18 protein-coding genes are annotated in these 18,430 nt (G+C 72.9%); 10 read left to right on the top strand and 8 right to left on the bottom strand.

The window, feature by feature from the left end; genetic code table 11:
- Positions 1-33: 33 nt before the first annotated feature.
- Both BA062_RS13760 and BA062_RS13755 read right to left on the bottom strand, forming a co-directional pair.
- Positions 34-603, bottom strand: a complete 570-nt coding sequence (locus BA062_RS13760; RefSeq protein ID WP_110336435.1) for a TetR/AcrR family transcriptional regulator — start codon at positions 601-603, stop codon at positions 34-36.
- Positions 578-2,146, bottom strand: a complete 1,569-nt coding sequence (locus BA062_RS13755; RefSeq protein WP_110336434.1) for an MFS transporter — start codon at positions 2,144-2,146, stop codon at positions 578-580. The genes BA062_RS13760 and BA062_RS13755 overlap by 26 nt, the downstream gene beginning before the upstream one ends.
- 778 nt (positions 2,147-2,924) lie before the next feature.
- Between BA062_RS13755 and BA062_RS13750 the strand changes: the two genes are divergently transcribed.
- The 3 genes from BA062_RS13750 (at position 2,925) to helR (ending at position 6,227) form a co-directional block, all read left to right on the top strand.
- Complete coding sequence (locus BA062_RS13750) at positions 2,925-3,689, top strand: alpha/beta fold hydrolase (RefSeq protein WP_210406836.1); 765 nt, start codon at positions 2,925-2,927, stop codon at positions 3,687-3,689.
- On the top strand, positions 3,617-3,877 hold the full coding sequence (locus BA062_RS40200; RefSeq protein WP_210406835.1) for an alpha/beta fold hydrolase family protein: 261 nt from the start codon (positions 3,617-3,619) through the stop codon (positions 3,875-3,877). Before BA062_RS13750 ends, BA062_RS40200 begins: the two co-directional genes overlap by 73 nt.
- Positions 3,878-4,019: 142 nt before the next feature.
- Positions 4,020-6,227 (top strand): RNA polymerase recycling motor ATPase HelR, encoded by a 2,208-nt coding sequence (gene helR, locus BA062_RS13745; RefSeq protein WP_210406834.1) that lies wholly within the window; start codon positions 4,020-4,022, stop codon positions 6,225-6,227.
- Positions 6,228-6,278: 51 nt separating this feature from the next.
- On the opposite strand, the gene BA062_RS13740 is transcribed toward helR, so the two are convergent.
- From BA062_RS13740 to BA062_RS13730, 3 genes are read right to left on the bottom strand one after another with little or no spacing between them, the layout of a single operon-like run.
- Positions 6,279-6,746 (bottom strand): nitroreductase family deazaflavin-dependent oxidoreductase, encoded by a 468-nt coding sequence (locus BA062_RS13740; protein WP_110336433.1) that lies wholly within the window; start codon positions 6,744-6,746, stop codon positions 6,279-6,281.
- 52 nt (positions 6,747-6,798) lie between these two features.
- Entirely contained in the window at positions 6,799-7,221 is a 423-nt protein-coding gene (locus tag BA062_RS13735; RefSeq protein WP_110336432.1) for a nitroreductase family deazaflavin-dependent oxidoreductase, read from the bottom strand.
- Positions 7,222-7,238: 17 nt separating this feature from the next.
- Positions 7,239-8,177, bottom strand: coding sequence for an NADP-dependent oxidoreductase (locus BA062_RS13730; protein ID WP_110336431.1), 939 nt, complete (start codon positions 8,175-8,177; stop codon positions 7,239-7,241).
- An 83-nt stretch (positions 8,178-8,260) separates the two neighbouring features.
- Here BA062_RS13730 and BA062_RS13725 point away from each other — a divergent pair, with 83 nt between their 5' ends.
- Complete coding sequence (locus BA062_RS13725) at positions 8,261-8,749, top strand: MarR family winged helix-turn-helix transcriptional regulator (protein ID WP_110336430.1); 489 nt, start codon at positions 8,261-8,263, stop codon at positions 8,747-8,749.
- Here BA062_RS13725 and atzF read toward each other — a convergent pair whose 3' ends face one another.
- Entirely contained in the window at positions 8,750-10,435 is a 1,686-nt protein-coding gene (gene atzF / locus BA062_RS13720; RefSeq protein WP_110336429.1) for an allophanate hydrolase, read from the bottom strand.
- A gap of 47 nt (positions 10,436-10,482) precedes the next feature.
- Here atzF and BA062_RS13715 point away from each other — a divergent pair, with 47 nt between their 5' ends.
- The 6 genes from BA062_RS13715 to BA062_RS13690 all read left to right on the top strand — a co-directional run bounded on the left by BA062_RS13715 (position 10,483) and on the right by BA062_RS13690 (position 16,229).
- Positions 10,483-11,136 carry a GntR family transcriptional regulator gene (locus BA062_RS13715; protein ID WP_110336428.1) on the top strand — a complete coding sequence of 218 codons (654 nt, stop codon included), beginning with the start codon at positions 10,483-10,485 and terminating at the stop codon, positions 11,134-11,136.
- 93 nt (positions 11,137-11,229) lie between these two features.
- Entirely contained in the window at positions 11,230-12,561 is a 1,332-nt protein-coding gene (locus tag BA062_RS13710) for a nucleobase:cation symporter-2 family protein (protein ID WP_110336427.1), read from the top strand.
- Complete coding sequence (gene atzD / locus BA062_RS13705; RefSeq protein ID WP_110336426.1) at positions 12,558-13,613, top strand: cyanuric acid amidohydrolase; 1,056 nt, start codon at positions 12,558-12,560, stop codon at positions 13,611-13,613. Before BA062_RS13710 ends, atzD begins: the two co-directional genes overlap by 4 nt.
- The gene (locus BA062_RS13700) at positions 13,610-14,914 is read left to right on the top strand and encodes a purine-cytosine permease family protein (RefSeq protein ID WP_110336425.1); all 1,305 of its coding nucleotides are present in this window, start codon (positions 13,610-13,612) and stop codon (positions 14,912-14,914) included. Before atzD ends, BA062_RS13700 begins: the two co-directional genes overlap by 4 nt.
- Positions 14,911-15,615 (top strand): biuret amidohydrolase, encoded by a 705-nt coding sequence (biuH, locus tag BA062_RS13695; RefSeq protein WP_110336424.1) that lies wholly within the window; start codon positions 14,911-14,913, stop codon positions 15,613-15,615. Before BA062_RS13700 ends, biuH begins: the two co-directional genes overlap by 4 nt.
- Complete coding sequence (locus tag BA062_RS13690) at positions 15,612-16,229, top strand: alpha/beta fold hydrolase (RefSeq protein WP_168213945.1); 618 nt, start codon at positions 15,612-15,614, stop codon at positions 16,227-16,229. Before biuH ends, BA062_RS13690 begins: the two co-directional genes overlap by 4 nt.
- Here the strand turns inward: BA062_RS13690 and BA062_RS13685 are convergent.
- Complete coding sequence (locus BA062_RS13685) at positions 16,212-16,715, bottom strand: MarR family winged helix-turn-helix transcriptional regulator (RefSeq protein WP_110336423.1); 504 nt, start codon at positions 16,713-16,715, stop codon at positions 16,212-16,214. The two genes, BA062_RS13690 and BA062_RS13685, sit on opposite strands and share 18 nt — an antisense overlap.
- Positions 16,712-18,394, bottom strand: a complete 1,683-nt coding sequence (locus BA062_RS13680) for an FUSC family protein (protein ID WP_210406833.1) — start codon at positions 18,392-18,394, stop codon at positions 16,712-16,714. The genes BA062_RS13685 and BA062_RS13680 overlap by 4 nt, the downstream gene beginning before the upstream one ends.
- Positions 18,395-18,430: the final 36 nt, after the last annotated feature.

The raw sequence follows: 18,430 nt of genomic DNA, 5'->3' as shown, positions 1-18,430 counted from the left end.
GGCCATCGCACCGCCGTTGCCCCGGAGTGAGCGTCACCGGCGCGGGGTGGTCAGCGCGTCGTTCAGCAGCTTGCGAAGGTGCGCCGGATCGGCGTCGCGGTCGTCGAGCAGGATCGCGGCGCACAAACCGTCGGCCAGCGCGACCACGGACTCGACGGCGTCGGGGTCGTCAGTGAGCGTCCCGGCGAGCTCGGCGACGTTCTCGCGCCAGCGCCGCGCCACCGGGCGGAGAGCGGGGCGGCGCGCGGCCAGCGTGGACAGCTCCCGCTCGGCCAGCGCGCGCTTGCGCCCCGGGCCGGACGACTCGGCGATGAGCTCGGCGAGCCCGCCGAGCTTGTCCTCAGCGGACTCGATGAGCGCCCGGATGCGCTCGGTGTAGGCGTCCGCGACGCTGCTGAGGGCGCCGACCAGGAGGTCGTCGAGGGTGGCGAAGTAGTAGAGGGTGAGGCTGGCGGGGATCCCCGCCTCCTTCGCGACGGTCCGGTGAGTCACGCCGGACGCTCCGTCGCGCAGCACGACGGTCAGCGTCGCCTCGATGATCTCGGCCCTGCGGCGCCGCCCGCGCACCTTGCGCCCGTCAACCTCCTGGTCCCCGTCCGCCATCGTCCCTCCCGTGCGTCGAGAGTGCCGAGTCTGCCTCAACCGCGGCGGCGCCGATCGGGCGGAGGTGCCGGAGCGTCCTGAACGCCGCGAGCGCAGCCACGGCGATCGCGATCCCGGCGGCGAGCGCGGAGACGTTGAGGCCGGTGGTGAACGCGGTCCTCGCCCGGTCGACGGCGTCGGCGGGCAGCCGGTCCGCCACGGACAGGGCTCCCGACAGGCTGTCGGTGACCGTGGCCGCGGTGGCGGGCGGCACGCCGGGCGGCGCCTCGGCGGTGGCCCGGTAGACGGCCGTGGTGAGGCTGCCGAGCAGCGCCACCCCGGCCGCGATGCCGAGTTCCTGCACCGTTTCCGACAGCGCCGCGGCCGAGCCGGACTTCTCCGCGGGCGCGGCGCCCACGACGATGTCGGTGCCGAGCGCGGCGATGGCCCCGAGCCCGAGGTAGACGAAGGCGAACCCGGTGACCACGCTCAGCGCGCTGCCGGTCCCGGCGACGGCGAGGAGCGCGTAGCCGAGCAGGGACACTCCGAGTGTCGCGGACATGACGACGCCGGGGGAGACGCGGCGGGCCAGCAGGGGAGCGCCGATGGCGGCGACCAGCATCGCCAGCGCGGGCGGGCCCATCAGGAGCCCGGCCGCCATGGGCGACCGGCCCTCGACGAGCTGCAGGTACTGGGTCACGAGGATCATCACGCCGCCGACCCCGACCAGGCCGATCAACAGCACCGCCAGCGCCGACGAGAACGCCCGGTTCGCGAAGAGCCGGAGTTCCAGCAGCGGGTCCCGCAGCCGTAGCTGACGCCGGACGAACACGACCGCCGAGCCCACGCCGAGCAGTGCGGCGATCGGCAGGTCGGCGCCGAAGCCTTCGGTGGCCTGCTTGATCGCGTAGGTCACCGGCAGGATCGCCGTCAGCGACAGGGCCACGCTCAGCGCGTCGAGCCGCCCCGTGCGGGCCGAGCGGAACTCCGGCAGCAGCAGGGGCGCGCCCACCAGCACCACGAGCGCGATCGGCACCGCGAGCAGGAACACCGCGCCCCACCAGAAGGCCGAGGCCAGCGCTCCGCCCACCACCGGCCCCGCCGCCATGCCGAGCGCGAACATCGTCGCCCACAGCCCGATCGCCACGGCACGCTGGCGGGCGTCGCGGAACATGTTGCTGATCAGCGACAGCGTCGACGGCATGAGCGTCGCCCCGGCGATGCCGAGCACGGCCCTGGCCACGACGAGCCACGCGGCGCCGGGAGCGAAGGCGGCGAACGCCGACCCGGCGCCGAACGCGACCATGCCGGCCATGAGCAGGCGCCGCCTGCCGATGCGGTCGCCCAGCGTCCCCATGGTGATCAGGAACCCGGCGATGAGGAAGCCGTAGGCGTCCATGATCCACAACGTCTGCGTCGCGCTCGCGCCCAGGTCGTGGACCAGGCTGGGCAGCACGAGGTACAGCGCCGTGACGTCGAGCCCCAGCAGCACGGTCGGCAACGCCAGTAGCGCGAGGCCGCTCCACTCCCGCCAGCCGGCGCGCCCGGTGTCCTGCTGCTCCATCCGACCCCTCCAGCGCAAAGTTGAACTGATGTACTAGTTTTACTATCGTTCAACTTTTTGTGTCGAGGGGGCGTTTCCCGGTGCAGGGCACCGATGCGCGGGAGAAGCTGGATCTCAGCCGACCCCCGTCCGGAAATTCGTTGCCCCAGGGGTGAAACACGGAGGCCTCCGCCGACGATCAACCGGGCGCCACGGACGCAACGACCGCGCCGTGCCGGACACTCACGGGAAGGAGCGCCGCGACATGACTCGGTTCAGCAGGATCGCCACGGGAGCGGGAAACGTGTGGAGGCGGTTGCTCGCCTGGCTGGACTCGCCCGTCCGCGCTCGCTTCTAGATCCGGCCCGCCGCGGCCGGGAGACGGTCGGTGACCGAGCGGGGCAGACGATCCGGATCGGCGTCCTCCTCACGAGGCCGCGCGCCTGACGGCCGCGACGAAGTTGCGCACCACCGGGTTCTCCTCGCCGTGCCGTCTGGCCACGGCGAGGTGCACGACCCTGGCCGAGGGGCGCACCGGCCGGAGCACGGCGTCCTGCCTGCGCGTGCGCGCGACCGACGAGGCACGACCGACACCCCGAGCTCACTCGCGACGAGCGCGACGATGGTCTGCATCTGCACCGCCTCCTGGGCGATGGCGGGGGCGCAGTCTTCTCACCGTCCTGTCCGGCACCGCGGCGGCGATCGCCGCGGCCGCCGCGACCCTGACCGCCCTCGCACCGCCGGCCGAGCCGGGCGCGAGCTGGTCCGCTCGGAGTTCCGCGTCGCCAGCGAGCCCGGCGTGCGGATCGCGGTCCGGGAGGTCCGTCCTGCCGCGCGCCAGGGACCGCCCCGACCGCCGGTGTTGCTCCCGCACGGCGCGCGCGTGCCCGGCGTGGCGAGCTTCGATCTGCCCGTCCGCGGCGGCTCGCTCGCCGTCGACCTGGCCAGGGCCGGGCACCGGGTCTACGTGATGGACGCCCGCGGCTACGGCGCTTCCACCCGCCCGGCCGCACTGTCCCGGCCTCCGGAGTCGGACCCGCCCGCCGTCCGCTCCGCCGCCGTGGTGCGCGACGTGACCGCGGTCGTGGAGGCGATCACGCACCGCGCGCGCAGCGAGCGGGTCGCGCTGCCCGGCTGGGCCACCGGCGGGCACTGGCTCGGCCAGTACGCCGCCGCGCATCCGCATCGCGTCAGCCACCTCGTGGTCTACAACTCCCTCTACGGTCCGCTCGACGGGCACCCGACGCTGGGACGGGGCACGGACAACGAGGACCCCGACCACCCCGGCCGGTTCAACGCCGCCCGTTATGGCGCCTACCGGCTGAGCACCGGCGAGAGCCTGCTTCCGTCGTGGGACAACAGCATTCCTGTCGGGGACAAGTCGGTGTGGCGCGATCCCGCGTCGTCGACGCCTACGTGCGGGGCGCGCTCGCCTTGGACCCCACGAGCGGTTCGCGCACTCCGGCGAGCTTCCGTGCCCCGTCCGGAGCCGTGGAGGACAGCTTCTACCTCGCCGCTGGACGGCAGCTGTGGGATGCCAGCCTCGTCACCGCGCGGACGCTGATCCTGCGCAGCGAGTACGACTTCTGGAGCAGGCCGGGTGATGCCGAGCTGCTCACCGAGCACCTGGTGCGCGCGGTCGGTGCGCTCCGTCGAACTGGCGGCGCGGCGCACTACGCGCACCTCGATCGCGCGGAGCGCGGGCGCGGACAGTTCCTGGCGGAGGTGCGGGACTTCCTCGCGACGCCCTGATCCCTCGCAGGCTGGCGTCTCGTCCTTCGTGAATCCCGAGAGGACTTGACACGAAGAGGACAATAAAAAATCGGCGTGCTTTCCGGAAAAACAAAGGAAAACCCGCCGAACCTAACGCCAGTCTAGCCACAGCGAGGGGCATGTGTCAACACAGGGGTACGACGAGGAACTGCGATCCGAGCGGAACTACGTGGCCGGTCTGTACGCGCGGCTCGACGCCGAGCGCGCGCGGGTGAAGGGGGAGTACGAAGCGGCGTTGTGGGGAAATGGCGCGGCACCGATGGAACGGGACGTGGAGGTGCGGTCGCTGGCGAGACAGGTGAGGCGCCTGGAGGCCGTGGACAACGGGCTGTGTTTCGGCAGGCTGGACAGCGACGCGGGCGAGCGTTCCTACGTCGGCCGGATCGGGCTGTTCGACGACGAGAACTCCTACGAACCGGTGCTGCTCGACTGGCGGGCACCGGCCGCGCGCCCGTTCTACACGGCGACCGGCGCGAACCCGGAGAACATGCGGCGGCGGCGCCAGTTCCACACCCGGGGCAGGCACGTCGCCGGCTTCACCGACGAGGTGCTCGGCCGTCCGGGCGCCGAGGAGGGGGACGCCAGGGGAGACGCGGCACTGCTCGCGGCGGTCAACGCGCCCCGCGGTGACGGGATGCGCGACATCGTGGCGACCATCCAGGCCGAACAGGACGAGATCATCCGGCTCGACCACCCCGGCGTGCTGGTGATCGAGGGCGGGCCCGGCACCGGGAAGACCGTGGTGGCACTGCACCGCGTCGCCTACCTGCTCTACACCCAGCGGGAGCGGATGGAGCGCCACGGTGTGCTCGTGGTCGGGCCCAACCCGGCGTTCCTGCATCACATCAGCCGGGTGCTGCCGTCGCTGGGGGAGTCCGATGTGGTCTTCACGACCACGGGCGACCTCGTGCCAGGGCTGCGCGTCACCGCCGAGGACACGCCCGAGGCCACCCGGCTCAAGGGCTCGCTCGCGATGCTCGACGTGCTCGCGGCGGCGGTCGCCGACCGGCAGCGCCTGCCGGAGGAGCCGGTGCCGATCGAGCTGAAGGACGTCACGGTGCGGATCGACGCCGCGACCGCGGAGTGGGCGAGGGAGGAGGCGCGCGCGAGCGGCCTGCCGCACAACGAGGCGCGCTCGGTGTTCACCGAGATCGTCACGTACGTGCTCACCGAGCGGGCGATCGCGCGGATCGGCCGGGGCTGGCTGACCCGGGACGACCGCGAGGAATGGGAGGACCTGAGGCGGAACCTGCTCGGCGAGCTGGCGGGAGACGAGGCGTTCAGCGCCGCGCTCGACGAGCTGTGGCCGATCCTGACGCCGGAAACGCTGCTGGCGGAGCTGTATTCCTCGCCGGAGCGGCTGCGGGCCGCGGGCGCCGATCCGGCGCTGTGGCGCGCCGACGGTGCGGATTGGACGGTGCCGGACGTGCCGCTGCTCGACGAGCTGGTGGACCTGCTGGGAAGGGACACGGAGGCCGACCGGGCCGCGGAGCTGGCCGAGCAACGGAAGCGCAGGGCCGAGGCCGAGTACGCCGCCGGGGTGATGGAGGTGATGAAGCTGGACCGGGAGGAACTGGACGAGGACATCCAGCTGGCGGCCGAGAACCTGCTCTACGCCGAGGACCTGGCCGGGCGGTTCGTGGAGGCCGACACCCGTGAGCTCGCCGAGCGTGCCGCCGCCGACCGGGACTGGACCTACCGGCATGTGGTTGTCGACGAGGCACAGGAACTGTCCGAGATGGACTGGCGCGTGCTGATGCGGCGCTGCCCGAACCGGTCGTTCACCGTGGTCGGCGACCTGGCGCAGCGCCGGTCGGAGTCCGGGGCGACATCGTGGTCCGCGATGCTGGAGCGGTACGTGCCCGGCCGCTGGGTCTACCGGTCGCTGACCGTGAACTACCGCACCCCCGCGGAGATCATGGCCGTGGCGGCCGCGCTGCTCGCCGAGTTCGCCCCTGACGTGCAGGCGCCCGACTCGGTGCGGGCGAGCGGGGTCCAGCCGTGGTCGAGGCGGGTCACCGGCGACGAGCTGCCCGCCGCCATCGAGGAGTTCGTCAGGGACGAGGCGGGCCGCGAGGGCACGAGTGTCGTGATCGGACCACCGGACGTGCCCGGTGCGGTGGTGCCGGCGGAGACGAAGGGCCTGGAGTTCGACGCCGTCCTGGTCGTGGATCCGGACCGGATCCTCGCCGACGGCCCGCGCGGCGCGGCCGAGCTCTACGTCGCGCTCACCCGCGCGACCCAGCGCCTCGGCGTGCTGCACCAGGCACCGCTGCCGGGGGTGCTGAGCGGGCTCGTCGAGATCACGGTGCCCGTCGGGTCGGCCTGACGGTCCGAGTGTGGCCGGCCTCCGGGCGGGCCGGCCACACCGCGTCCGCGGTCACCGCGGCGTCAGCCGGATGACGGGATACCGCCGGTCGGACTTCTTCTGGTACTTGGCGTAGCGGGGCTGGGCCTCGGTGATGCGCTGCCAGGCCTGTTCCCGCTCGGCGCCCTCGAGCGCCTGCGGCGTCGCCGGGACCGCGGACTCGCCGGGGATCTCGATGGCCGTCTTGTCCGGGTGCGCCACGAGGTTGAAGTACCAGTCGGGGTGCCTGCTGCCGCCGCCAGAGGCGACGATCAGCCGGGTGCCGTCGCCGCCGTCGAACCACGTCACCGGCGACTCCCGCCGCTGCCCGCTGCGGCGGCCCACGGTGTGCAGGATCAGCAGATCCATGCCCATGATCTTGCCGCCCTTCCGGCGGATCTTCTCGTTCGTCTTGACGTTCGTCCGCCGCTGGAACCAGAGCGATGCCCGGGTGAGCGGGCCGGGCTTCTTCCGGTTGCCTGTCTGCTGATTCGAGGTCATGCGACTACGGTAGGAACGCCCGCACGGTCGGCGTTTCTCGATTCCTGATCGGTCAGCCGGAGATCGCCGGGACGAGTGCGATCACCGGGATGACCCGGTCGGTCTTGCGCTGGTACTCGGCGAACCCCGGGTAGTGCTCGGCCTGGACGCGGTACTTCTCGTCGCGCTCGGCGCCCCGCAGCTCGGCCGCGCGCACGTCGAGCTCGCGGTCTCCGACCTCGATCCGTGCCTCGGGCCGCGCCCGCAGGTTCCAGTACCAGTCGGGGTTGGTGTCGGCCCCGGCCTTGGAGGCGAAAACGAGGTAGGCGCCCCCGTCTGGCAGGTACATCATCGGGTTGATCCGGTGCCTGCCACTGCGCGCGCCGATGGTGTGCAGCAACAGCAGGGGCGCGCCCTCGAACGGCCCGCCGACCTTGCCGTGGTTGCGCCGGAACTCCTCGATGATGCGGGTGTTGAAGCCCGCGACGTCGGTCACTGTGTTCTCCTCGTCGTTCAGCCGGGGATGAGGACGGTCTTGCCGGTCAGCTTCCCCGCGGCGGCCTCGTCGTGCACGGCGGCGAGCTCGGTCAGCGGCCTGCGGTCGGCGACGTGGATCCGCAGCCGTCCGGCGTCGACGCGGGAGACCAGCTCGGCCAGCTGGCCTGCGTTGCTCTGGACGAACACGCGGGCGCCGCGGATGCCCCGCCCCGGGTCGTCCGGGGGCGGCGTGGTGGTGCTGACCAGTGCCCCGCCGTCGCGGACGAGCCCGGCCAGCGCCGCGGTCTCCTCGGCGGACGTGGGCGCGAGGTTCAGCACGACGTCGAACGGCGCGCCCTCGGCGGCCGGCGGAGCGGCCGAGTGATCGAGGTAGCCGATGACCCGGTGGGCTCCGTAGTCGCGGAGGCGGTCCGCGCTGGTCTCCCTCGCGGTGGCGGTGACGACGGCCCCGGCCTGCTCGGCGAGCTGGACCGCGTAGCCGCCGACCGCGCCCGCCGCGCCGTTGACCAGGATGCTCTGCCCGGCTTCGAGCCCGGCTACGTCGAACAGCGCCTGCCAGGCGGTGAGGCCGCCGACGGGCAGGGCTGCCGCGTCGGTGAGCTCGGCGCGCTCGGGCGCCGCGGTCAGTGTCCCGGCGGGTGCCAGCACGTACTCGGCGGCGGCGCCGTCGGCGTTCATCGGCAGGAACGCCACCACGGCGTCGCCCACCTGCCTGCCGTCGACGCCGGTGCCGAGCTCCGCGACGGTCCCGGCGACGTCGAGCCCCGGCGTGTGCGGGAAAGTCAGCGGGAAGACCTCGCTGAGGAAGCCGCCGCGGATGTCCGCGTCGACCGGGTTGAACGAGGTGGCCGCCACCCGGACGAGCACCTGGCCCTCGCCCGGCACGGGCCGCTCGGCGTCCTCGTGGACGAGGACGTCACTACCGCCGTACCGGTGATAGCGCACTGCCTTCATGTCTGCCTCCTGAAAAGTGCTTCGATGTCGAAGTGATTTCAGGCTACATGATGCTTCGAGGTCGAAGCAACTAGACTGTGCGAGTGGCCGACCCGTTGGAACCCGAGCAGCTGGCGACGTATTTCGCGCTCATGGAGTCCGTCAGCCTGCTGCACCACGCCGTCGAGCAGCAGGTACGGGCGGCGGGCGGCCTGAGCTACGTCCAGTTCCAGCTCCTCGCCCGCCTCGCCGACACGCCCGAACGCAGGCTGACGATGACCGAGCTGGCCGACGGGGTGGTCTACAGCCGCAGCGGCCTGACCCACCAGGCCGGGCTGCTGGAGAAGGCCGGCCTCGTCACCCGGGGGCCCAGTCCCGACGACCAGCGGGCCACCCTCGTCACCATCACCGAGGACGGCCTCGCCCGGGTCGCCGCGATCCTGCCCGGCCACGTCGAGGTGGTTCGCGACCTGCTGTTCGCGCCGCTGTCCGACAAGGACCTTCCCGCTCTCGGCGACATCATGACCAGGGTCCGCGACCACATGCGTGCCCAGCCGCCGCGCTCGGTCACCACCCGCAGGCGCCGCGGCTGATCAGCTCCGCGCGAGGTAGGCGCTCCAGCTGCCGTAGCGCGTGATGTCGGTGCCCCCGCGCGCGGTGTCGGGGTCGCAGTGGAAGCCGAGCACCTGTTCGCCACCGTCCACAGTGACCGGTCCGAGTGACATGGGCGCGGGCAGCCCCGCGAGGAACGTGCCCAGTGCGGCGGGAGAGAGCGTCCAGCGTTCACCGGTGAGGCTCGCCCCCGCGGCGGTGTCGCGGACGACGCCGGGCTTCGGCGGCGTGGTGGGCAGCGCGACCATGCGGTACTCCGGCGCCGTGCGCACCACCCCGGAAAACCGGGCACCGAGGCCGGTGAGCTGGTGGTTGAGCGGCTGGCCTCGCAGGTGCGCGCCGAACACCACGAGGTCCACCCCGCCCGTGGGATACGGAGCGGGCGGCTCGTCGCCGGTCAGCGCCGCGGCGATGTCCAGCGCGACCTGGTCGTCGAAGGCGCGCGTGATCACGCTGACGCCGAACGGACCGCCGTCCGCGGTCCCCGCGGGCACGGCCGCGGCCGCCAGGTCGAGCAGGTTGACGAAGTTGGTGTAGGTGCCCAGCCGGGAGTTCACCGCCACCGGGTCGGCCTCGACCTCGGCGATGGTGGGATGTCCCGTGGTGGTCGGCAACAGCAGTGCGTCGAACCCGGCGAGCAGCGCGGCGGCCTCGGCCCGGTAGGCGTCGAGACGTTCGAGATCGGCGGCGAACCGGTGGGCGGGCAGGTCCCCTGCGGCGAGCACGATGCCCGCGACGGTCGGGTCGGCGCCCTCGGGCTCACCCGCCAGGAACTCGCCGACCGCGGCGTAGCGTTCCGCCACCAGTGCGCCGTCGTAGAGCAGCGTCGCGGCGTCGAGGAACGGCGTGACGTCGATCCGTTCCACGGTCACGCCCGTGTCGCGCAGGCGCGCGACCGCGGCGTGGAACGCGGCGGTGCCCTCCTGGGAGAGGGGCGCCAGTCCCGCGTCGTCCGGGATCGCCAGCCGCGGGCCGGCCGCGGCGAACCTGGTGGCGGGCGGCCAGTCGCGGCTGGTCGGGTCGGCGCTGTCAGGTCCGGTCATGATCGCGAGCGCCCGGTGTGCGAGCGGTAGTTCCCGCGCGAAGACGGTGACGCAGTCGTACGAGCGGGCCGCGGGCACGACGCCCGTGTTCGGCACGAGCCCGAGCGTCGGCTTGAGACCGACGATGCCGTGCAGCGCGGCGGGAACCCGGCCGGAGCCCGCGGTGTCGGTGCCCAGCGCGAAATCGGCGATGCCCAGCGCGACGGCGACCGCGGAGCCCGAGCTGGAGCCGCCGGAGATCTTCCCGGGCTGCTGGGCATGGCGCACCGCGCCGTACGGGCTGCGCGTGCCGACCAGGCCGGTAGCGAACTGGTCGAGGTTGGTCTTGCCGAGCACGAGCGCGCCCGCGTCGACGAGCCTGCGCACCGCGGTCGCGCTCGCCGAGGGGGTGTAGGCGAAGGAAGGGCAGCCCGCGGTGGTGGGCAAGCCCGCGACGTCGATGTTGTCCTTGACCGCGAACACGAGTCCCGCCAAGGGAAGGTCGGCGCCCTCGGCCAGCCGGTGTTCGACCGCCTTGGCCTCCAGCAGCACGTCCTGCTCCTCGCGCAGGGTGATCCAGACTTCGGGCCGGTCCGCCTCGGCGATCGTGCGATAGGCGGCGCGGACGCGTTCGGTGGGGGACATCGGGTCCTTTCCGTTGGGGTGCCGGGTCAGAAAGCTAGGCTCGGGGCGTGACCGCTGCCGAGGATGCGAACCAGTCCGCGCCCCGTGAGGCGATCGCGCACGCGGTGCGGGAGGACATCCTGGCGGGCCGCCTCGCGCCGGGGGACCGGTTGCGCGAGGCCGACCTGGCCGAGCGGTTCGGCGTGTCCCGCGTGCCGATCCGGGAGGCGTTGTCCCAGTTGCAGAGCGAGGGTTTCGTCACGCTCGTGCGCTACCGGGGCGCGACCGTCTCGGCGACGTCGGGAGCGGCGGCGCTGGAGCTGCTGCAGGTGCGGCGCGGGCTGGAGGTGCTCGCGGCGCAGCTCGCCGCCGAGCGGGCGGGCGGCGAGGTCGCCGGTGAGCTGGCGCGTGTGGTGGAGCTGGGCCGCTCGGCCGGCCTCAGCCACGCACACGACGAGCTGCCGCCGCTGATCCTGCGGTTCCACAGCCTCGTCGCCGAAGCGTCCGGCAACCACCAGCTCCAGATCATGCTCACGCAGGTGCTCAGCCGGGTGTCGTGGATCTTCGACCAGCGCCTGGAGTCCCGCACCGGCACGTCCTGGAGCGACCACGCCGCCATCGCACAGGCGATCCTCAGCGGCTCGCCGGTGCAGGCCGGTTACCTGATGGGGGAGCACATCGCGCGGGACGAGGCGCTGCTCGCCGAGCTCGATCATGGCTAGATCGTATACGAAACGTTCCTGCTCGCGGGGTCCGTAACGTCGAGTGAACCAACAGTAACGCCAGCGAAACAAGGTTCGTATACAAAACTCGGCATGTCGACCGAAACGACCCGCGCCGAGTCGCCGCCGGGCCCGGCCTCGCCGCGGCTGTCCCCGTGGCGCACGTTCCTGTTCGGACTCCAGCACGTGCTGGTGATGTACACCGGCTGCGTCGCGGTGCCACTGGTGTTCGGCGAGGCCCTCGACCTGCGGCAGTCCACGATCGCCACCCTCGTCAACGCCGACCTGCTCGTCGCCGGCATCGTCACCGTCATACAGGCCGCCGGGATCGGCAAGCTGCTCGGCGCGCGGATGCCCGTGGTCGCGGGAGCTTCCTTCACGGCGGTCACCCCGATGATCCTGATCGGCGAGGAGTACGGGCTCTCCGCCGTCTACGGCGCGATGATCGCCGCCGGGATCTTCGGCGTGCTCGTGGCCGTCCCGTTCGCCAAGCTGATCCGGTTCTTCCCGCCGATCGTGCGCGGCGCCGCCGTGACGATGATCGGCCTCTCACTGATCGGCAAAGCCGTCAGCATGATCTTCGGCGACGCCCCCGCCGGCGGTGCCCCGTTGGCACTGGCCGCCGGAGTGGTGCTGACGATCGTCGCGCTGATGCGCTACGGCCGCGGCCTGCTCGCGCAGTCCGCCGTGCTGATCGCGCTCGTGTTCGGCACGATCGCCGCGGCGTTGCTGTCCATGACGGACTTCTCCGCCGTCGGCTCGGCCGACTGGCTCGGCCTGCCGTCGGTGTTCCTGTTCGGCACTCCCACGTTCCCGATTCCCGGGATCGTGTCGATGTGCCTGGTGATGCTGGTGATCTACACCGAGTCCACCGCGTACCTGCTGTCGGTGTCGGAGACCACCGGCACCCCGGCGGAGTCGAAGCGCCTGTCCCGCGGTCTCGCCGCCGACGGCGTGTCCTCGGTCCTCGCCGGGTTCCTGACGTCCTTTCCGGACACCGTCTTCGCGCAGAACGTCAGCCTGGTGCGGATGACCGGGGTGACCAGCCGCCGGGTGGTGGTGGTCGCGGGTGGCATCCTCATCGCACTCGGCCTCGTGCCGAAGATGGGCGAGGTGGTGGCGAGCCTGCCCGGCCCCGTGATCGGCGCGGTCAGCCTCGTCATGTTCGCCACCGTCGCCGGGGTCGGCATCGCCACGATCGCGAAGGCCGACTTCTCCGGCAACGACAACCTGCTGATCGTCTCGCTCGCGATGGGCGTGGGCATGATCCCGATCGTCGCACCGGACGTCTACGACGGCCTGCCCTCCGCGGTCAAGATCATCCTCGGTGGCGCGATCACCAGCACGGTCATCGTCGCGTTCGTGCTGAACCTCGTCTTCAACCACCTGCTGCCCCGCGGGCCCAGGAAGGATGCTGCCGCATGAGCGCGGTCACCCTGCTCACCGTCCCCACGAGCGGCCCCGACGACACGGGCGCGCTCGGCGCGCTCGCCGGGCACGGACACACCGCGTCCGACGTGGTCGCGGTGATCGGCAAGACCGAGGGCAACGGCTGCGTCAACGACTTCAGCCGCACCCTGGCCGCCGTCGCGTGGGAGCCGCGCCTGCCCGGCTCGGCCGTCACGGTGTTCTCCGGCGGTACGGAGGGGGTGCTGAGCCCGCACGTGAACCTGTTCGTGCGCGACGGGAAACGGCACGAGGGCTTCGACCGCGGCCTGGTCGCCGCCGCCGGGCGCACCCGCGTGCTGGCGCCGGGTGAGCTGGGCAGGGCGGCACAGGTGGACGCCGTCACCGAGACCGTCGGCAAGCTCGTCGCCGAGCTCGGGGTGTCCACGGCGGACGTCCACTTCGTACTCGTGAAGTGCCCGCTGCTCACCTCGGACAAGATCGCGGCCCTGCGCGCGGTCGGGGAGGAGCCGGTGTCGGGCGACACCTACGAGTCGATGGGTCACTCGAGGGCGGCGAGCTCGCTCGGGATCGCCGTGGCGCTGGGGGAGTGCGACCGCACCGCGGCGCTCGCGGCCCTGGCCGGCGAGGCGGAGGTGTCCTCGGCGAGGGCGTCGGCGAGCGCCGGTGCGGAGCTGGAGGACTGCCACGTGCTCGTGGTCGCCGAAAGCACCGCGGCCGCGAACCCCCTGCGCGCGATGCACGGCGAGATGAAGGACGCCCTCGACCTCGCCGCCGTCACCGCGCTGCTCGACGAGGTGGAGCGGCGGGGCGGCCGGGTGCGGCAGATCTTCGCCAAGGCCGAGGCCGACCCGTCCGGCTCGGTGCGCGGCCTGCGGCACACGATGCTCACCGACTCCGACGTGAACTCCACGCGGCACGCCCGCGCCGCGGTGGGCGGACTGCTCGCGGCGCTCAAGGGCGACGGCGCCGTGTACGTCTCCGGCGGCGCCGAGCACCAGGGCCGCCCCGGCGGGGGCAGCGTCACGGTGATCTACGAGCTGCCCGGCCCGGACGGGGGTGGCGCGTGACGACCACGGCCCGCGACACCACCCACGCCACGGGCATCGAGGAGTTCGAGGACGTCCCCGTCCCGCCGGACCGGCGGCGCGGCCTCTGGTCGGTCTCCGCCGTCTGGTTCGGCTTCCCGATGGTGCTGACCTGCGCCATCTTCGGCGGCCTCATCGTGTACTCGCTGGGCTTCTGGACCGGCATGCTCGCGATCGCGACGGGCGGCCTGTGCCTGATGCTCTACGTCGGCTCGCTGAGCGTGCTGGCGGGGCGCACCGGCAAGAACTTCGCGCTGAGCGCGGCCGAGACCTTCGGCACCCGCGCGGCGGCGGTCCCGTCCGGCTTCCTCGCCACGATCGTGATCGGCTGGTTCGCCTTCCAGACCGGGATGGCGGGCTCGATCCTGCACGGCAGCCTGGGCTGGAACGAACGGCTGACCACGCTCGTGGCCGGGCTGGCCTTCGTGGCGGTGACGCTGCTCGGCATCCGCGCGCTGTCGGTGATCGGCATGATCGCCGCGCCGTTCTACGTGGTGCTCGGCCTGGTCGCGGTGTTCCTCGCCGCGGGCGACAGCGACGCGTCCCCGACCGCGTACCAGGGCGGAGGCGGCGCGCTCAGCTTTGGCGCCGCCGTGACACTGGTGATCGCGTCGTTCATCGACTCGGGCACCATGACGGCCGACTTCACCCGCTGGTCCCGCAACGGCCGTGAGGGCTTCCTCGCCGCGGCCTCGGCGTTCCCGGTGAGCCAGGTGATCGCGCTCGTGATCGGCGGGCTGATCGTGGCGCTCGGCGGCGCCGCCGACCCGGCCACCGACGGGGGTGACTTTCTCGGCCTGCTGATCGGTCACGGCGGGCTGCTGGTGCCGCTCGCGGTGGTGTTCGTGTTCGTCAACCTCGGGTCGGTCTGCGCGCACTGCCTCTACAACGGCGCGGTCGGCTGGAGCCAGCTCACCCGCGGCCGGATGCGCAGGCTCACGCTCGTGCTCGGCGCGCTCGGTGTCGTGCTCGCGGTGGCCGGGATCTGGTCCTACTTCGAGCAGTGGCTCAACCTCCTCGGCGTGATCGTGCCGCCGATCGGCGCGGTCGTGATCCTCGATCAGCTCGTCCTGCCGCGCTTCGGCCTCGGCTCGCGCGGCGCGGTGAGGGCCGTGCGCTGGCCGCCGTTCGCGGGCTGGCTCGCCGGTGCCGTCGCGGCGCTGCTGACCCACGCCTTCGCGCCCTGGCTCTCCGACGCCGTGGTGGGCTTCGCCATCGCCGCGCTCGTCGTCACCCTCGCATCCGTCATCGATTCCCGCAAGGACAAGGAGATTCCCGCGTGACCACGTTCTCCACTGTGGACGCCAACCCGTACGCCTGGCCGTTCGACGGGGCCATCGACCCGGCCCGCACCGCGCTGCTGCTGATCGACTGGCAGACTGACTTCTGCGGCAAGGGCGGCTACGTCGACCAGATGGGCTACGACCTCGCGCTCACCCGCGCCGGGCTGGAACCCACGGCGCGCGTGCTCGCCGTGGCACGCGAGCGGGGCCTCGCCGTGTTCCACACCCGCGAGGGCCACCGCCCCGACCTCGCGGACCTGCCCGCCAACAAGCGCTGGCGCTCGGCCAGGGTGGGCGCCGAGATCGGCAGCGAGGGGCCGTGCGGGCGGATCCTCGTGCGCGGCGAGCCCGGCTGGGAGATCGTGCCCGAGGTGGCGCCGCAGCCGGGCGAGGCCGTGATCGACAAGCCGGGCAAGGGCGCGTTCTACGCCACCGACCTCGACCTGCTGCTGCGGTCGAAGGGCATCACGCACCTCATCCTCACCGGCATCACCACCGACGTGTGCGTGCACACCACGATGCGCGAGGCGAACGACCGCGGCTACGAGTGCCTGGTGCTGTCGGACTGCACCGGCGCCACGGAGCGCAGGCACCACGAGGCCGCGCTGAGCATGGTCACCATGCAGGGCGGCATTTTCGGTGCCGTGGCGACCTCCGATCAGCTGCTGGCGGCCCTCGGCGCGGTCCCGGCCCCGGCGTGAGGCGGATCGTCCTCGTCCACGGTGCCGCGACCGGCCCGGGGGTGTGGGCTACGACGGCGGCCGCGCTGCGCGGAACGGTCGAGGTGCTGTGCCCCGACCGCCCGCAGTCCGGCGACCTCGGCGCCGAGATCGCGTTCCTCGCGCCGCTGTGCGACGGGGCGTTCGTGATCGGCGTCAGCGGCGGGGCCACCCTGGGCCTGGAGCTGGCGGCGCGCGGCGTGCCGATCGAGGGGGCCGTGCTGCACGAGCCCGCCGCCGGCTCGCTCGCCCCGGGCCTGCTCGACCACGTCGCCGAGGGGCTGGCCACCGGCGGCGTCAGGGGCTTCGGCACGGCGCTCTACGGGCCCGCCTGGAACCCCTCGCTCACCACGGCGACACTGGAGACGGTGGCGGGGGAGTTCGCGATGTTCGGCGCGTTCGAGCCCGCACCGCTCGGCGACGCCGCCGCGCGCGTGACGCTGACCGTCGGCGAGCACTCGCCACCGTCGCGGCATCGTTCGGTGCGGGCCCTGTGCGAGCACCTCGGCACGCGGCAGCGGGTGCTGCCGGGCGTGGGCCACGCCGCGCACCTGGAGAACGGCGCCGCGCTGGCGGAGCTAGCGCAGCGTCCCTAACCGGCCCTCCAGCTGGATGAGCAGTTCGGCGAGCTGCTCGCCGAGCGCGTCGCGCTGTTGCTCGCCGAGCCCGGCCAGCGCGGCGCGCTCGAACTCCAGCTGCGCGGGCAGCACGGTGTCGATGGTCTCGCGGCCCCGCCCGGTCAGGCGCACGTGCGCCACGCGGCGGTCGCGGTCGTCGGCGATGCGCTCCACCAGGCCGCGTTCGATCAGCTGCCGCAGCCGCTTGGTGACCGCGGCGCCGGAGGCGAAGGTCTCCCTGGCCAGCTCGCTCGGGGTCAGGTCCCGTCCGCTGCGGCGCAGGGCACCCAGGAGGTCGAACTCGGCGCGGGAGAGCCCGGCCTCGCGCAGCGGCGCGCTCACTGCCTGCTGGAGCAGTGCGGCACAGCGGTTGATGCGGCCGATGAGCTCCATCGGGCTCGTGTCCAGTCCGGGATGGACGGTCTGCCACTGCCGCACCACGGCGGCCACGGTGTCGTCGGTCACGCTCTCCGCTCCGCGCCGAGGGACGCCGGTCGTGCCAGTCCCTGCCGTCGTATCGTCGCCGCGAGCGTACGGTGCGCGTCCCGCTCGGCACGCAGCAGCCTCTCCTCGGGCAGCGCCCGCTGCCACCACTCGCCTGCGGCGGTGTCGGCCGCGTCGCGCAGCTCCACGACGCTCGCGGTGAGCCCGCGGCGGGCGGTGGCCAGCTCGGCCGCGGAGCTCGCGGAGGCGGCCAGCACCCGCTCGGCGGTGGCCGTGGCGGTCTCGGCGGCGGCGAGTGCCTGCTCCAGCCTGCCGCCAGTGCGGCGGTTGGTGATGAGGATGGCCACGATCATCCCGGTCACGACGCCCGTGAGAGTGTCCAGCACGCGGTCGGTGATGAGCTCCCCGGCGGGCCGCACGTCGGTGAACTGCGTGATCAGCAGTGCCATCGGTGTGACCGAGACGGAGCCGAGCCAGTAGTTGCGGCTGATCAGCATCTCGTTGCCGAAGCTGAAGACGATGCAGAGGACCGCGAGCACGACGACGCTGGTCCTGGCCAGCGGGACGACGGCGGCGAACACCGCGACGCCACACAGGTTGCCCACCAGCCGTTGCAGCACCCGGTGCCAGGTGAGCGTCACGTTCGCCTGGTAGATCGCGCACGCCGAGACCACCGCCCAGTAGGGGTGGCCGACGCCGAGGGCCAGGCCGGTGTAGCCGGCCAGCGCGCAGCCGACGGCGCAGCGCACGGCGATGGGCAGCAGTGGCGAGCCGGGCCGCAGCAGCAGCCGCACGAGCCGGTCGCGGCCGTGCCCGCGGCGGCCCTCGCGCTCGGCGCCGAGGCCCAGCAGTTCGTCACCGGACCCGGGCGGCAAGGGCACGCCGGGCAGCGGGCCGCGGCCCCGAACCCGGCGGGCATCGTCGCGCAGGCGCGCGGAGCCTGCCGCGCCGGGTTCGCCGGCGAGGGTGGCTTCCGCGCGCAGCACGAGGTGTGCCAGCGTGCGGCGTGCCGGGGTGCGGGTGCCGGTGGCAAGCAGGGTCTGCCAGGCGCCCTGTACCGCCGCGGCCGCGGCGTGGTGGGCCCGGCGCCGCCGGGCGTCGCCCGTGGCGTCCAGGTAGCCGGCCGCGGCGTCGAGTGCCCGTGCCGTGGCACGGCGCTCGGGACCGTCGCGCCGGACGAGCGCCGGGGCCAGCGCCACCAGCGCGCCCACGATCCCCGCGCCGAAGGTCAGCGCGACGTGGAAGGGCACCTCACGCGGTTCCTGTGCGGTGAACAGGGTGCCCGAGGTGACGAACACGAAGAGCACGTGCCCGGGCGGGCCGATCCGGGTGGCGTCGCACACCGCCTTCTGCAGGCCGGCGAGCATCGACGCGATCGCGATGAGCGCGACGACGTCGTCGACGAGGGCGGCGCACACGAGCGCGACGGCCATGCCCGCGGTCATGCCCAGCACCACCCAGGCGCTCGCCCGGACCCGCGCGGCGTACGGCAGGTGATGCCCGTACAGCGCGCAGAAGGCGCCCGCCATGACGTACATCGCCAGCTCGCTCCGCCCGGCGATCAGCAGCGGTACCAGCACGAGCGTGGCGGCCACCGCGACGCTCGTGGCCGGCTTGAACCAGATGTCGGAGGGACGATTGATCCGGAGCACCCCGGACAGCGGGAACCTGCGGGCGAGGGGCTGGCCGGCGACATGCACCCGGAGAGCTTAACAGGTAATTTACTCGTAAAGTAT

Origin of the sequence: Prauserella flavalba (assembly GCF_003202235.1) — a bacterium.
In the GTDB taxonomy this organism is placed as follows: domain Bacteria; phylum Actinomycetota; class Actinomycetes; order Mycobacteriales; family Pseudonocardiaceae; genus Prauserella_A; species Prauserella_A flavalba.
This window is presented reverse-complemented; position numbering and strand designations above follow the sequence as displayed.